14 protein-coding genes are annotated in these 13,899 nt (G+C 62.1%); 9 read left to right on the plus strand and 5 right to left on the minus strand.

Annotated elements, in window-relative coordinates; translation table 11 throughout:
* Positions 1-845 (minus strand): hypothetical protein (locus WB528_RS12285; protein ID WP_423888685.1); only part of this gene is annotated, 845 nt, incomplete at its 3' end.
* Positions 846-978: 133 nt separating this feature from the next.
* Positions 979-1,926 (minus strand): ring-cleaving dioxygenase, encoded by a 948-nt coding sequence (locus tag WB528_RS12290; RefSeq protein ID WP_423888686.1) that lies wholly within the window; start codon positions 1,924-1,926, stop codon positions 979-981.
* Positions 1,927-2,058: 132 nt separating this feature from the next.
* Between WB528_RS12290 and WB528_RS12295 the strand changes: the two genes are divergently transcribed.
* From WB528_RS12295 to WB528_RS12330, 8 genes are all read left to right on the plus strand, one after another.
* Positions 2,059-2,820, plus strand: a complete 762-nt coding sequence (locus WB528_RS12295) for a crotonase/enoyl-CoA hydratase family protein (protein ID WP_423888687.1) — start codon at positions 2,059-2,061, stop codon at positions 2,818-2,820.
* Between the two features lie 46 nt (positions 2,821-2,866).
* Positions 2,867-4,531, plus strand: coding sequence for a bifunctional metallophosphatase/5'-nucleotidase (locus WB528_RS12300; RefSeq protein WP_423888688.1), 1,665 nt, complete (start codon positions 2,867-2,869; stop codon positions 4,529-4,531).
* Between the two features lie 65 nt (positions 4,532-4,596).
* Positions 4,597-5,532, plus strand: a complete 936-nt coding sequence (locus WB528_RS12305; RefSeq protein ID WP_423888689.1) for a histone deacetylase family protein — start codon at positions 4,597-4,599, stop codon at positions 5,530-5,532.
* Positions 5,533-5,553: 21 nt separating this feature from the next.
* On the plus strand, positions 5,554-5,805 hold the full coding sequence (locus WB528_RS12310; RefSeq protein ID WP_092124735.1) for an exodeoxyribonuclease VII small subunit: 252 nt from the start codon (positions 5,554-5,556) through the stop codon (positions 5,803-5,805).
* A gap of 510 nt (positions 5,806-6,315) precedes the next feature.
* Positions 6,316-8,241, plus strand: a complete 1,926-nt coding sequence (dxs, locus tag WB528_RS12315; protein ID WP_423888690.1) for a 1-deoxy-D-xylulose-5-phosphate synthase — start codon at positions 6,316-6,318, stop codon at positions 8,239-8,241.
* Positions 8,242-8,252: 11 nt separating this feature from the next.
* On the plus strand, positions 8,253-8,810 hold the full coding sequence (locus WB528_RS12320; RefSeq protein ID WP_423888691.1) for a nucleoside 2-deoxyribosyltransferase: 558 nt from the start codon (positions 8,253-8,255) through the stop codon (positions 8,808-8,810).
* Between the two features lie 20 nt (positions 8,811-8,830).
* Entirely contained in the window at positions 8,831-9,565 is a 735-nt protein-coding gene (locus WB528_RS12325; protein ID WP_423888692.1) for a TlyA family RNA methyltransferase, read from the plus strand.
* Positions 9,558-10,799: a class I SAM-dependent RNA methyltransferase gene (locus WB528_RS12330; RefSeq protein ID WP_423888693.1), complete on the plus strand. Its 1,242-nt coding sequence runs from the start codon at positions 9,558-9,560 to the stop codon at positions 10,797-10,799. Before WB528_RS12325 ends, WB528_RS12330 begins: the two co-directional genes overlap by 8 nt.
* A gap of 30 nt (positions 10,800-10,829) precedes the next feature.
* On the opposite strand, the gene WB528_RS12335 is transcribed toward WB528_RS12330, so the two are convergent.
* Positions 10,830-11,678 carry a DUF1194 domain-containing protein gene (locus tag WB528_RS12335; RefSeq protein WP_423888694.1) on the minus strand — a complete coding sequence of 283 codons (849 nt, stop codon included), beginning with the start codon at positions 11,676-11,678 and terminating at the stop codon, positions 10,830-10,832.
* A gap of 341 nt (positions 11,679-12,019) precedes the next feature.
* On the opposite strand from WB528_RS12335, the gene clpS reads away from it, so the two are divergent.
* Positions 12,020-12,325, plus strand: coding sequence for an ATP-dependent Clp protease adapter ClpS (gene clpS / locus WB528_RS12340; protein WP_423888695.1), 306 nt, complete (start codon positions 12,020-12,022; stop codon positions 12,323-12,325).
* A gap of 166 nt (positions 12,326-12,491) precedes the next feature.
* Here the strand turns inward: clpS and WB528_RS12345 are convergent, their stop codons facing one another.
* Positions 12,492-13,679 (minus strand): adenylate/guanylate cyclase domain-containing protein, encoded by a 1,188-nt coding sequence (locus tag WB528_RS12345; protein ID WP_423888696.1) that lies wholly within the window; start codon positions 13,677-13,679, stop codon positions 12,492-12,494.
* An 83-nt stretch (positions 13,680-13,762) separates the two neighbouring features.
* Positions 13,763-13,899, minus strand: a 137-nt coding sequence (locus WB528_RS12350) for a chorismate synthase (RefSeq protein WP_423888697.1), incomplete at its 5' end; no start/stop codon positions are given.

The following is a 13,899-nucleotide window of genomic DNA, read 5'->3' on the forward strand; positions in this document are numbered from 1 at the left end:
GGTGAGGCCACAGTCGCCGCGGCCTGCGCGGAATAGGACGGCCGGTAAGTCGGCGGCGCCGGCGTTGGCGTCGGCGAATAGAGCGCCGCAGGTTTACGCGCGGCCGCCGCCGCATGTTGCGCGGCCGACGTGACTTTGGCCCTGGCGTTTTGCTCAGCCAACTTGTCGGACATTTTGGTGAGTTCGCGCGCCATCTGTTGTTGGCCGGCCTTCAACTCTGCGATGCTGGCCTTAAGCGCCTCGACCTCCTGGTTGGCATTGGCAAGATCGCGCGCCATCGATTGCAACTGTTGCGTGGCATCCGGCGGCGCAGCGGCGGCATTCGCCGGCGCGCCGCTGTCGGCGACGCTTGGAGCGGAAACTGCTGCATCTTGAGCGGATGCAGTTGCCGGCGCCGCGTCGGTGGCGTCCTCGGATGGCTTGGGTTCTGGGGCGAGCCCGAGCTTGTCCAGCGACAGCGATGACGTCAGCGCTATTTGCGGCAACCATCTTCCGACGGCTTTCTTGGCTGCATAACCGAATACCTGCCAGCCGAACGCCGCACCTCCGATGCCCGCCGCCAACAGAAGCGCGACGACCATGCGCACCAACCGTCGGCCGAACGTCGAGCCGCGTACAGGCACATCGTCGTTGACCGCGGTGGCGCGGAATGTCGTATCGACCGCCGGCACGGGCACAGATGGATCGGGAGCGGGGCGGACGCCGGCTTCGGAATGGTGCCGCGCCGCTGCGCGCAGCAAATCGGTGATCTCCGCGTCCGACGGCGCGACCCGCACCTGATCAGCCGGAATCAAAACGAAATCACGGCGATCGTCGGTTGCTTTTGGCTTCGCCTCGGTCTGCATTGGCCCTCCGTCGTCGGTCCCACCGGCGAGTCACGTACTGCTCATCTGACCCAGCATGGGCCCAGACTTCACTCCGGTTTGACCAAACCATGGCAATCTCATGGTGAGGTTGAGGCTACTTGTGGACTGCAGCCTACCCTATCGGCTTCAAGCCCGCTTCGATTTCCGCGCGGCGAGGCTCGAGGAAGGGCGGCAGCGCGAGCTTTTCGCCGAGCGTCTCCATCGGTTCGTCAGTGGCGAAGCCCGGGCCATCGGTGGCGATTTCGAACAGGATGCCGTTCGGCTCGCGGAAATAGAGACTGCGGAAATAGAAACGGTCGACCTCTCCGCTATTGGGAATGCGAAGTTCGCGCAAGCGCTGCGTCCAGGCGTGATATTGTGTCTCGTCGGGCGTGCGAAACGCCACGTGATGCACCCCGCCCGCTCCCTGCCGCGCCATCGGCAAGCCCTTCTGTGCGATCACATGCAATTCGGCGGCAGGTCCCCCCTCGCCCATCGCGAACACCTGGACTTCTCCTTGCGCTGCCGGCGCTACATAGCTGCGCGCGTGCCGCATGTTCATGACCGCGGTGAGCACGGTCGCGGTACGCGCTGCATCGTGGACGCTCAGCACGATCGGACCGAGGCCGCGGATCTGATGCTCGACCGACACCGGGCTCTTATCCCACGGGGACGAACGACCCGCGCCGCCATCGTCGATCAGCACCAGACGCTGGCCCTCACCGTCCTCGAACGGCAGCGTCAGGCGGCCATCGACCTCGGCAACATCACCGGCGTGGGCGCCGGCCTTCTTGAGACGATCGCGCCAGAAGCCGATGCTTTTCTCACCGGCAACACGCAAGGAGGTCGCGGAAATGCTGTTTGTGCCGCGCTGCTCCGGCGCGGCGGGAAAATCGAAAAAGGTGAGATCCGTGCCCGGATTGGCCTTCCCGTCCGCGTAAAACAGGTGATAGGCGCTGACGTCATCTTGATTAACCGTTTTCTTCACCAGCCGCATGCCCAACAGGCCGGTATAAAAGGCGAGGTTCTCGCGCGGCTTCGCCGAAATCGCGGTCAGATGATGTATCCCGGTGAGTTGCATCCTTCGCCCCTAGTGGTCCGATTCCAACATTTGCATCCCGATCTGGTAGGCACGCGGTTTGGGTGCGCGCGTGAATGATGTAGGATATTTCCTCGGTTCCTGCCATTGCCGATTACCCGAAGGCCAATAATTATGACCGGACATGTAACCGTTACCGACGAAGACGCCGTTCGCGTGATCAAGCTCACGCGACCGGAAAAGAAGAATGCAATTACACAAGACATGTATCGCGACATGAGCGCCGCGATCGACAGCGCACAGGGTGACGCTTCGATCCGCTGCCTCATCATTTCGGGCGAACCGGGCGTCTTTACCGCCGGCAACGATCTCGAAGATTTCCTGAAAGACGGCACCTCGAATACCGGAACGCCGCGCGCCTCCAACGCGATCAAATTCCTTCACTCGCTGGCCCATAACGGCAAGCCGGTCGTCGCTGCCGTCGACGGCATCGCGATCGGGATCGGCACCACGATGCTGCTTCACTGCGATCAGGTGATCGCCAGCACGAAAGCCACCTTCGCAACGCCCTTCATTCATCTCGGCCTTGTGCCGGAAGGCGCCTCCAGTCTGCTGGCGCCCTGGCTGATGGGACATCAGCGCGCGTTTTCGATGCTGGTGATGGGACGCACGCTCAACGCCGAGGACGCCCGCGCCGCGGGCTTTGTCAACGCCGTCGTCGCTCCCGATCATCTCGACGCAGAGGCGCGCAAGGTCGCGCGCGAAATTGCGGCGCTCCCGGCGGAAGCGGTCGCGGCCTCGCGCAAGCTTCTCAAGCATACTCCGGAAGACCTGACCCGCCGGATCGACCACGAAAGTCAGTTGTTCGGAGAGCGGATGCGCTCGGCGGAAGCGATCGCGGCGTTCAAGGCGTTCTTTTCGCGCAAGCGGGGTTGAGCGCCAGCTTCGTGAAACCGTCGCGCCTGCCCTTTATTGTCGCGCCATGAGGAATTCGTTCGCACTGGCCTTGATCGCTTTGGCGCTGGTTGCGTCAGCTCCGGCCATGCCGGCGACGGCGCAAACGGCGACCGTCGAGTTGCGTATTCTCGCGATCAACGATCTCCATGGCTATCTTCGCCCTTCCCTTGGCGGGATCAAGATCGCCGACCCCAACGACAAGACCAAAAAGATCACGGTTCCGGCGGGTGGCGTCGAGCACATGGCGACCCTCGTCAAAGAGCTCAGCGAGGGCCACAGAAACACGATCTTCGTTGCCGCCGGCGATCTGATCGGCGCGAGCCCGCTATTGTCGGCGATGTTTCATGACGAACCGACCATCGAATCGCTTTCGATGATGGGCCTTGCGCTCGCCTCCGTCGGCAATCACGAGTTCGACGAAGGCAAGGAAGAAATAAAACGGATGCAGAATGGCGGCTGCCATCCGGTCGACAAATGCCACGGGCCGCATCCCTTTTTAGGCGCGAAGTTTCACTACCTGGCAGCCTCCACCATTGAGACAGCGACCGGCAAGACGATCTTTCCGCCTTATGAAATCAGGGAATTCGAGGGCATTCCCGTCGCCTTTATCGGCCTGACCTTGAAAGGAACTGCCGGCATCATTTCGCCCACGAGTGCCGCGGGTCTGGAATTTCGCGATGAGGCGGAGACCGTGAATGCGCTCGTGCCGGAATTGAAAGCGCGGGGCATTGAAGCCATCGTCGTACTGGTTCATGAAGGCGGCTATCCGGCCGGCGATTATAACGAGTGCCCGGCGATCTCCGGCGCCATCGTCGATATCGGCAAGAAATTCGACCGCGCGGTCGATCTGGTGTTCAGCGGTCACACCCACCAGCCCTACGTCTGCAACATCGACGGACGGCTCGTGACCTCAGCCGACAAATACGGCACGCTCGTCACCGCAATCGACGTCACGCTCGATAGCAAAACCCGCGACGTCATCGCAGCGAAGGCCGACAATGTGATCGTTCGCAGTGGTCAACTGGCCAAGGATTCGGAGCAGACCGCGCTGATCGAAGCCTACGACCGGCTCGTCCCCATCGCCAATCGCCGGGCCGGCTCGGTCACCGACACGCTGTCGCGCGTGCCCAACAATGCCGGCGAAAGCGTGCTCGGCGACGTGATCGCCGATGCCCAATTGGCTGCGACCGCCGGTGCTACGCTAGGGAGGGCCGTCATCGCCTTCACCAATCCGGGCGGTCTACGCGCCGACGTCACCCGAAAGGACGACGGCGTGGTGACGTATGCCGATCTGTTTGCAAGCCAGCCGTTCGGCAACCAGCTCGTCACGCTGTCGCTGACGGGAAGCCAGATCAAGAACGCGCTGGAGCAGCAATGGCTGGACCCGAGGCGCACACGGATTTTGCAGGTCTCCAAGGGCTTCAGCTACACCTGGAAGAGCGGCAAATCCCTCGGCGATCACGTGATCGCGGCCTCGATGTCGCTGAATGGAGAGCGCATCGATCCGGCGAGAAGTTATCGTGTGACGGTGAACAATTATCTCTCCGCCGGAGGCGACGGCTTCACGGTTCTGAAAGAAGGCACCGCGCAACAATTCGGCGTCAATGACGTTGACGCGCTGGATGCGTATTTTCAAGCCAGCAGCCCAATCCACCCAACGGCCGCGGACCGCATCAGGCGGTCGGAGTGATCGGCCCTTTCCCCGGCGGCGATCACCCCTTACATTGAGAGTTTCTCGCGCGCAAAAGGCAGTGCATGACGACGCTTCTCGTAACCCACCCGTCGACGCTGAATCATCTGACCCCGCCCGGACATCCCGAACGGCCGGACCGGATTCGCGCTGTCGATGAAATCCTGAGCGAAAGCCGTTTCGATCCGCTGGTGCGCGAACTGGCGCCGGAAGGTTCGCTCGATCTGGTCACTCTGTGCCACGATGAGCACTATGTCGACGAATTGCGTCGCGCTGCACCGTCAAACGGCCTAGTGTACCTCGACGGCGACACCTCGATGTCGCCCGGCACCTGGGAAGCCGTGATGCGCGGCGTCGGTGGCGCGGTCGCCGCAACCGACTCGATCATGGCGGGGACCCACAGCAACGCCTTCGTGGCGATGCGTCCTCCCGGCCATCATGCCGAGACCAACCGTCCGATGGGTTTCTGTCTTTTCGATCACGCCGCGATCGCGGCACGCCATGCCCAGCGCAAATACGGCATCGGCCGCGCGGCCGTGGTGGATTTCGACGTTCACCACGGCAACGGCACCCAGGATATCTTCTGGGCCGACAAGACCGTGATGTACTGCTCGACGCATCAGATGCCGCTGTTCCCTGGCACCGGTGCCACCGGCGAGCGGGGCGAGCACGACAACATCGTCAATGCACCGCTCGCTCCGGAAGATGGCAGCGCCAAGTTTCGCGCCGCCTTCGAAAACACCATCCTGCCCAACTTGAGCAAATTCAGCCCAGAGCTCATCATCATCTCGGCCGGATTCGATGCACATCATCGCGACCCCCTGGCTTCACTCAATCTGAAGGCCGAAGACTTCGGATGGGTGACGCGAAAGCTGATGGATCTCGCCGATCGCACCGCGGGGGGCCGAATTGTCTCGGTACTTGAGGGCGGTTATGATCTTCAGGGCCTGAAGGAATCAGTCGCGGCCCATGTCAGTGCGTTGATGGGTTCCGCTTCGTAAGACACATCCAGGAAATCCAATATGGCCGAAAACGCCCAGGCGGACGTCAAGAAGCTGAGCTTTGAACGCGCGATCGAGGAACTCGAATCGATCGTCAAGCGATTGGAGGACGGCAAGGTGCCGCTCGAAGAGTCCGTGGCCATCTATGAGCGCGGCGAAGCGCTGAAGCGGCGGTGCGAGGAACTGCTGCGCCAGGCGGAAGCGCGGGTCGACAAAATCACGACCGATGCCAGCGGCCAGCCGACCGGGACGGAACCGCTCGACGTGCAATAGCGGCAGGCCCCACGCGACGGCCGAACGCCGCATCCCAATTGCATTGGGTATTGCTGAATGCATTGGGGCTTTGCGGAAATGGTTAAGCGGCTTGGGTCGTTATTTGGAATTGCCCCCCAAAATCGGCTGGTTTGAGCGCCGAAAACGGCTCGCCGACTAGCAATTTCGGGTTCCATCGCCATCTCAGGCGTTCCCGGTTGTTCCCCCGGCGGTTGGCTTTGGCCGCCGCTTTAGTGTAAAGGTTTAGCGACTATGGGCTGACGAAAGCACTCGTTCGGTGTACCGCTCTGACGCCAAGTATTTCAAATAGCTCAATAAATTGATCGGCTGGGTGGAGCCGTCTAAAGGTGATGAAAATCACATTGAACGATACGGGGCGGGCCTAAGACTATCGATCGGGCCTTGCGCCCGTGAGTGGCATCCGGGGTCTGGGGCACTGGCGCTAAATTTTGCGCAACCCATTTCCTGTCGGGCCGTTGATCCCCGACCCTAAAAGATTGGAATAACGCTGTGACCGCATTTAGCAAGACGCCGCTCCTCGACACGATCCGCACCCCGGACGATTTGCGCCGGCTCAAGGTCGAACAAATCCGGCAAGTCGCTGACGAACTGCGTCAGGAAACCATCGATGCGGTTTCGGTGACCGGCGGTCATTTCGGCGCCGGCCTCGGCGTGGTCGAGCTGACCACCGCCCTGCACTACGTCTTCGACACGCCCCGCGACCGCCTGATCTGGGACGTCGGTCACCAGGCCTATCCGCACAAGATCCTCACCGGCCGCCGCGACCGGATCCGCACCCTGCGCACCGGCGGCGGGCTTTCGGGGTTCACCAAACGCACCGAGAGCGACTACGATCCGTTCGGCGCCGCACACTCCTCGACCTCGATTTCGGCAGGGCTCGGCATGGCCGTGGCGCGCGATCTTTCGGGCGGCAAGAACAATGTCATTGCCGTGATCGGCGACGGTGCGATGTCGGCGGGCATGGCCTACGAGGCCATGAACAATGCGGGCGCGATGAATTCCCGCCTGATCGTCATTCTCAACGACAACGACATGTCGATCGCGCCGCCGGTCGGCGCCATGAGCGCCTACCTGTCCAGGCTCTATTCCGGCAAGACCTATCGCACGCTGCGCGAGGCGGCGAAGCAGATCAACAAGCGCCTGCCGAAGGTGCTGGCCAATCGCGCCAACCGCGTCGAGGAATATTCCCGCGGTTTCATGATGGACGGCGGCACGCTGTTCGAGGAACTCGGCTTCTACTACGTCGGCCCGATCGATGGTCATAACCTCGATCACCTGCTGCCGGTGCTGCGCAACGTCCGCGACATGGAGACCGGCCCGATCCTGGTCCATGTCGTGACGCAGAAGGGCAAAGGTTACGCGCCCGCAGAAGCCTCGGCCGACAAATATCACGCCGTCGTCAAATTCGATGTCGCCACCGGCACCCAGGCCAAGGCCAAGCCGAATGCGCCGGCCTATCAGAACGTTTTCGGCCAAAGCCTGGTCAAGGAAGCGCAGAAGGACGAAAAGATCGTCGGCATCACCGCAGCGATGCCATCGGGCACCGGCATCGACATCTTCGCCAAGTCGTTTCCTAACCGCACATTCGACGTCGGCATTGCCGAGCAGCACGCGGTGACGTTTGCCGCCGGTCTTGCCACCGAAGGCTACAAGCCGTTTTGCGCCATCTATTCGACCTTCCTGCAACGCGGCTACGACCAGGTTGTGCATGACGTGGCGATCCAGAGCCTCCCGGTGCGTTTTGCAATCGACCGCGCCGGACTGGTCGGTGCCGATGGCGCTACCCACGCCGGCTCGTTCGACTGCGCCTATCTCGGCTGCCTGCCCAATTTCGTGATCATGGCGGCTTCCGACGAGGCCGAACTGGTACATATGGTGGCGACACAGGTCGCGATCGACGACCGCCCGAGCGCGCTGCGCTATCCGCGCGGCGAAGGTCGCGGCGTCGATATGCCCGAAGCCGGCATCCCGCTCGAGATCGGCAAGGGACGCATCGTGCGTCAGGGCAGCAAGATCGCGCTGTTGTCGTTCGGCACGCGTCTTGGCGAATGCGAGAAGGCCGCAGACGAACTCGCCGCGCACGGGCTTTCTACCACGATCGCGGATGCGCGCTTCATGAAGCCGCTCGATGTCGATCTGGTTCTGAAACTCGCGCGCGAGCACGAAATCCTTCTCACCATCGAGGAAGGATCGATCGGCGGCTTTGGCTCCCACGTCATGCAGACGCTGGCCGAACACGGCATGCTCGACGGTGGATTGCGGATGCGCGCGATGGTGCTGCCGGACGAATTCCTCGACCACGACTCGCCGAGCGCGATGTACGGCCGCGCCGGACTGGACGCCAAGGGCATCGTCGCCAAGGTGTTCGAGACGCTCGGCAAGGACGTCAAGACCGAGACGGTGAAGCTCGCTTAAGCCGTGTTGCTATGCATGTTTATCTGGCAGGTCCCGACGTGTTCCTGCCGGATGGGCTTGAGATCGGTCGGCAGAAAATCGACACCTGCCGCCGGCATGGGCTGATCGGCCTCTACCCGCTCGACAATGTCGTCGATCGGGCGGCCTCCGATGCCTCGCTTCAGATATTCAAAGCCAACGAGGCCATGATGGATCGGGCTGACGCCGTCATCGCCAACCTGACGCCGTTCCGCGGGCCCGGTGCCGACGCCGGAACCGTGTATGAGCTCGGCTACATGGCCGCACACGGGAAATTTTGTTTTGGCTATTCCAACGATCCCTCACCCTATGCCGATCGGGTGCGGCGATTCACGAAGGTCACGGCGCGCGATACCGGCCTCGTCGATGCCGAGGGGCTGTCCGTTGAAGATTTCGGCCACAACGACAATCTGATGATGATCCACGCGCTCGATCTCTACGGTTCGCCGCTCGTGCTGGCCCGCGAAAAACCGGCAGACATCTGGCACGACTTGACCGCGTTTGAGCTTTGCGTTGCCATGGCGGCCACGCGGCTCGCTTCCGCTTCCTGAAATTAGTCACCGAGCGCATCATGCCGTCTTCCAAGAAGCGCATTGATCTCCTGCTCGTCGAACGCGGGTTGTTCGAAAGCCGGGCTCGCGCCCGCGCTGCCATCGAAGCCGGCCTCGTTTCGGCGAACGACAAACCTGTGCTCAAGGCCTCCGAGACAATTCCCCCCGACGCCGTGTTGCAGGCGCAACCGGCGCATCCCTTCGTTTCGCGGGGCGGCGTCAAGCTCGCCGGTGCGCTCGAGCAATACCCGATCGATATCGAGGACCACGTCTGTCTCGACGTCGGCGCCTCGACCGGCGGCTTCACGGAAGTCTTGCTCGCCAATGGCGCCAGCGTGGTTTTTGCGATCGACGTCGGGCGCGGACAGTTGCACCCTTCCCTGCGCGATCATCCCAAGATCGTTTCCATGGAAGAGACCGATATCCGCGCGCTGGATGGCAAGCGGCTTCCCGCGCGTCCCGACATCGTGGTCATCGACGTCAGCTTCATCTCGCTGAAGGCTGTGCTGCCGGTTGCATTGTCGCTGGCGGCAGCGCCGATGCATCTTCTGGCGCTGATCAAGCCGCAGTTCGAAGCTGGCCGCAAAAATTCCAAACGCGGAATCGTCCGCGACGCGGCCGTGCATCAGGAGGTTTGCGACGACATTTCCGCATTTGCGGCCTCGCTCGGCTGCACGGACATCCGGATATTTCCCTCCCCGATATCAGGTGGAGACGGCAACGTCGAATTCTTCCTTGGCGCGCGCCGTGGTTGAACGCCTCACCATCGATCACGTCGGCCATCTCGGAGATGGCATCGCGCTCGCCGAAGGGCGGAGCCTCTTTGTTCCATACACGCTCGGCGGCGAGGTGGCCGAGGTTGCGGCCGCACCAGGTCATCACCCGGACCGGCGTCAATTGGTGCGGATCGAACAGGCTAGTCCCGAGCGCATCGAACCGTTCTGTCCGCACTTCGGCGTCTGCGGCGGCTGCGCCATCCAGCACTGGGAAACCGAACGATACCGCGCCTGGAAACGCAATCTTGTCGTTGCGACGCTCGCGCAGGCGAAAATCGACTGCGAGGTCTTTCCCCTCATCGATGCCCATGGCAAAGGCCGCCGCCGCGTTACCCTCCATGCCCGCAAGGGCACCCATGACGTGCTCAAAGTCGGCTTTGCCGCGGCACAGTCGCATGACATCGTCCCTGTCGATCGCTGTCCGATCCTCGACCCCGGCCTGAACGGTGCGCTGGAGGCAGCCTGGGCGCTTGCCGAACCGCTGATCGGAATCGGCAAGCCGCTCGACATTCAGGTGACCGCGACCGATGGCGGCCTCGACGTCGATATCCGCGGCTCCGGTCCGCTTCCGGCCAACGCCATTGCGGCGCTATCGCAGATCGCGGCCAAGCAGGATGTTGCCCGCCTGACGCGGCACGGCGAACTGGTGCTGATGCGTCAAGCGCCGGGCGTAACCATGGGCAAGGCGCGCGTGATCCTGCCGCCGGGCTCCTTTCTCCAGGCGACCGTCGCGGGCGAAGAGACGCTGGCCGCGCTCGTCTTAAAACACGGCGGACGCGTCAAACACATCGCAGATCTATTTTGCGGCGTGGGACCATTTGCCTTGAGGCTCGCCGAGAAGTCGCGGGTATCGGCTTACGACAGCGACGCAGGCGCAATCGCAAGTCTGCAAAAGGCCGTCGCATCGACGCCAGGATTAAAGCCCATCAAAGCCGAGACCCGCGATCTGTTTCGTCGCCCGCTCGTCGCGGAAGAATTGCGCGACTTCGACGCCATCGTGTTCGACCCGCCGCGGCAGGGCGCACAGGCGCAAGCCGAAAGGCTCGCGGCCGGCAAGGTGCCCGCAGTGATTGCGGTGTCCTGCAACGTCGCGACCTTTGCCCGCGACGCTCGTATCCTGATCGATGGCGGCTACAAGATCGAGGGCGTCACTCCCGTCGATCAGTTTCGACATACGCCGCATGTCGAACTGGTGGCGCGGTTCAAGCGATAAGACGCCGGAATTGATGCAAAGCTCTTTCGGTTAGCGCCCCCACCTGTCCTGCCATATCCTTTCGCCGATCATGCAGGGGACCCGCGGCTCCTTGTCGGCCACCGGAACGACGGGACGCTGGGGCGTGCGACCAGCGACCTCGAGCAGAAGCTTGCTCCGGATCGCTTCCTTGAACTTCTCGCGGTCCTTGATCGCCACCACGAAAGATCCGGGACCGCCGACCACGCAGTCTTCGTAGTACCAATCGAGGTTTTCGATATCCATCGTCGAGTAATTAGGCTCCTTCACCATGATCGGCAGGCCGTTGATGACGATCCCCTTGGAGATCGCCTCATCGCGCGCCGGCGTGACCGGTGCGCCATTGTTGTTGGGACCGTCCCCCGAGATATCGATGACGCGCCGCAGGCCGGGATAGGGGTTGTTCTCAAACAGCGGCATCGCAAAATAGATCGCTCCGGAAATGGAAGTGCGGGAGGCACGGCGGATCGGCGTTTTCAGGATTTCGTCGGCGACGGCATCCGCAGTCTCCGGGCCATCGATGACCCGCCAGGGAATGATGATTTTCTGATCGCTTGACGCCGCCCATTCGAAATAGGTCACGGCAATCTTGCCGTTCGGGAGCGCCTTCAGCGCCTGAAGGAATTCCTTCGAGACGATCGCCTGCGCGTAACCCTCGCGCTGCACCGCCAATTCGTCCATGTCCATCGAATAGGACACATCGACCGCGAGCACGAGTTCGACGTCGACCACCGCCGGCGCCTTGTCCGCCGATCGCACCTCGCGTCGATGCTGAATGTCCGGCGCGGTAACTCCCACGACATCGCTTGCGGTGATAGCACTTGCAACCAGCACCGCCCCGATCGAGACATACCAGCGCATCTGCGGCCCTCCCGTCGTGTCATATGATGTTCGCACGCACCGCAGCCGACGGAAAGCTGGAACATCTTGCAGCGTTCACATTCAGGTTAGCAGCAACGCAGCCGCAATTTTGCATTACCCGTCCAAGGCGTTGCCCGCGACGGACGGGTGCTCAAGCCGCCGATGGCCTATCCCTTCTACGCTGGACTGAAGCAGAACGATCTGGCCGATATCATTGCCTATCTGCGGACGGTTCCGCCGCTGCAATGACGCTATCCTCTAGTTCCCGCTCCACGCACCGTCGTCAATTCTGGTAGACTGGACTGGAATTCATCACCGGCTACCGAAGGTGCGGGAAACGAATGGTCGACACCGTCATTAAGCCGAAGACCAGGGTCAAGACCAAGGTCGAACGGCCACGGCTGCACAAGGTCATTCTCGTCAACGACGACTTCACGCCGCGCGAGTTCGTCGTCACGGTCCTGAAAGCGGAATTCCGCATGACGGAGGATCAGGCGCACAAGGTGATGATCACCGCGCACCGGCGCGGCGTTTGCGTGGTGGCGGTCTTTACCAAGGACGTCGCCGAAACCAAGGCGACCCGCGCCACCGACGCCGGCCGCGCCAAGGGGTATCCGTTGCTGTTCACCACCGAGCCGGAAGAATAATCGGCGACCGCGTTTACGGCTCGTCGTTGCAGCGATCCCGCCACCCATGGGTATTGCGGCTTCGCCGGCGCTTGCCACGGAGTCCTGGAGAGTACCGGATCATGAAAAAGCGCGATTGCTGCCACCGCCTTGATGTTCTCGACGTCGGCGATGGCCGCAACTTGCCTCAGGCTGGCGCCAGCGTCTCGTCGGTCAGGCCATAAACACGCTCGGCCTTTGAAAATCCCGCGATCGGAAATTCGCCGAGATCATCCCAGTGGCCAGCGCTCGCCTCGGCGAAGGCTCGTGATGCCACGACTGTGCGGTGCAGGCGCCCTGCCATCTTTTCCAGCCGCGCGGCGAGATTGACGGCAGGTCCGATGCAAGTGAAATCGAGCCGGTTGCCGCCGCCGATATTGCCGTAAAGAATTTTCCCGACATGCAATGCAACGCCGAAACGAAAACGCTCGACAGTGTCCCCTATCGGATATTGCAAGGCATCGACATTGGTGCGTGAGGCGCGCGCAGCGTCCAGGACTTGGGCGCAGACCTTCCTGGTGTCGCCGACATATTCGTCGATCGGAAACACCGCAAGCAACCCGTCGCCCATGAACTTCAGAACTTCGCCGCCATGTGCTGCGATCGCGGAGACCTGGCAGTCGAAATACCGATTGAGAATATCGACTACAGTTTCGGACGGAAGCCGATCTGACAGCGCAGTGAAACCGCGCAGGTCCGATAGCCAGATTGCGGCATCCATTGTTTCCGTGTGGCCGCGCCTGATCTGCCCGTGCATAATGCGCTCGCCTGCGCGATTGCCGACATAGGTATCGAGCAGGATCGTCGACATGAAGCGCAACCGCGTGACTTCGATCAGACGGGAGAGCGGTGGGATCAACTCGCGCAGCGCCTTGAGTTGCACGTCCGTGAAGCCGCCCGGTTGCTTTGTGGTCCAGCTAGAGGCGTGTACCGAGCCGTCGACATTGAGAAGCGGCAGCGCAATATAATCGGTGGTGCCTTCCTCGCGCAGGTCAGCGAAAATCGGGAAGCGGTTGCCGTCCGGACCATCGAGCCGCGCCCTGATTTCACGCCCTTCGGCGAAGACGATGGCGAGCGGACTGGCGCGAAATTCCTCCGAATCCAGCATCTCGTAGTCGGCGCTGCCGACCACGACTTCACCGCCCTGCTTCCAGACGAAATTGCGTCCGACGATATCCGGATGCAGGGTACGAACGAAAATACCGACGCGTGACAGTGGCAGGCCCGCCGCGACCAGTCGTTCGCAGGTTTCCGCCATCATCGCCGGGGGGCTGGGCGCAGACCTCGCGCCGTCGATCAGCCATTCCGTCAGCTTTTGCAGATCGGATGCGTTCATAGAGCACCATTGGCAGCCGGAAACGGCGACACCGTCAAGACAATCAAATCGAGGGACGCGGCTGCCGCTCCCGTATCAATATCCTAGCCGCCCACCTGGCCGCGATGGCGCAGGAAATGATCCGCCAGCACGCAGGCCATCATGGCTTCACCAACCGGAACCGCGCGAATGCCCACGCAGGGGTCGTGCCGACCTTTTGTCATGATCTCGGTCTGGCCAC

Source organism: Bradyrhizobium sp. (assembly GCF_049586575.1).
Lineage (GTDB): Bacteria > Pseudomonadota > Alphaproteobacteria > Rhizobiales > Xanthobacteraceae > Bradyrhizobium.

Coding starts and splice junctions, on each gene's coding strand:
- WB528_RS12290 (WP_423888686.1), bottom strand. CDS start 1,926: ATGCAACTCACCGGGATACATCATCTGACCGCGATTTCGGCGAAGCCG.
- WB528_RS12295 (WP_423888687.1), top strand. CDS start 2,059: ATGACCGGACATGTAACCGTTACCGACGAAGACGCCGTTCGCGTGATC.
- WB528_RS12300 (WP_423888688.1), top strand. CDS start 2,867: ATGAGGAATTCGTTCGCACTGGCCTTGATCGCTTTGGCGCTGGTTGCG.
- WB528_RS12305 (WP_423888689.1), top strand. CDS start 4,597: ATGACGACGCTTCTCGTAACCCACCCGTCGACGCTGAATCATCTGACC.
- WB528_RS12310 (WP_092124735.1), top strand. CDS start 5,554: ATGGCCGAAAACGCCCAGGCGGACGTCAAGAAGCTGAGCTTTGAACGC.
- WB528_RS12320 (WP_423888691.1), top strand. CDS start 8,253: ATGCATGTTTATCTGGCAGGTCCCGACGTGTTCCTGCCGGATGGGCTT.
- WB528_RS12325 (WP_423888692.1), top strand. CDS start 8,831: ATGCCGTCTTCCAAGAAGCGCATTGATCTCCTGCTCGTCGAACGCGGG.
- WB528_RS12335 (WP_423888694.1), bottom strand. CDS start 11,678: ATGCGCTGGTATGTCTCGATCGGGGCGGTGCTGGTTGCAAGTGCTATC.
- clpS (WP_423888695.1), top strand. CDS start 12,020: ATGGTCGACACCGTCATTAAGCCGAAGACCAGGGTCAAGACCAAGGTC.
- WB528_RS12345 (WP_423888696.1), bottom strand. CDS start 13,679: ATGAACGCATCCGATCTGCAAAAGCTGACGGAATGGCTGATCGACGGC.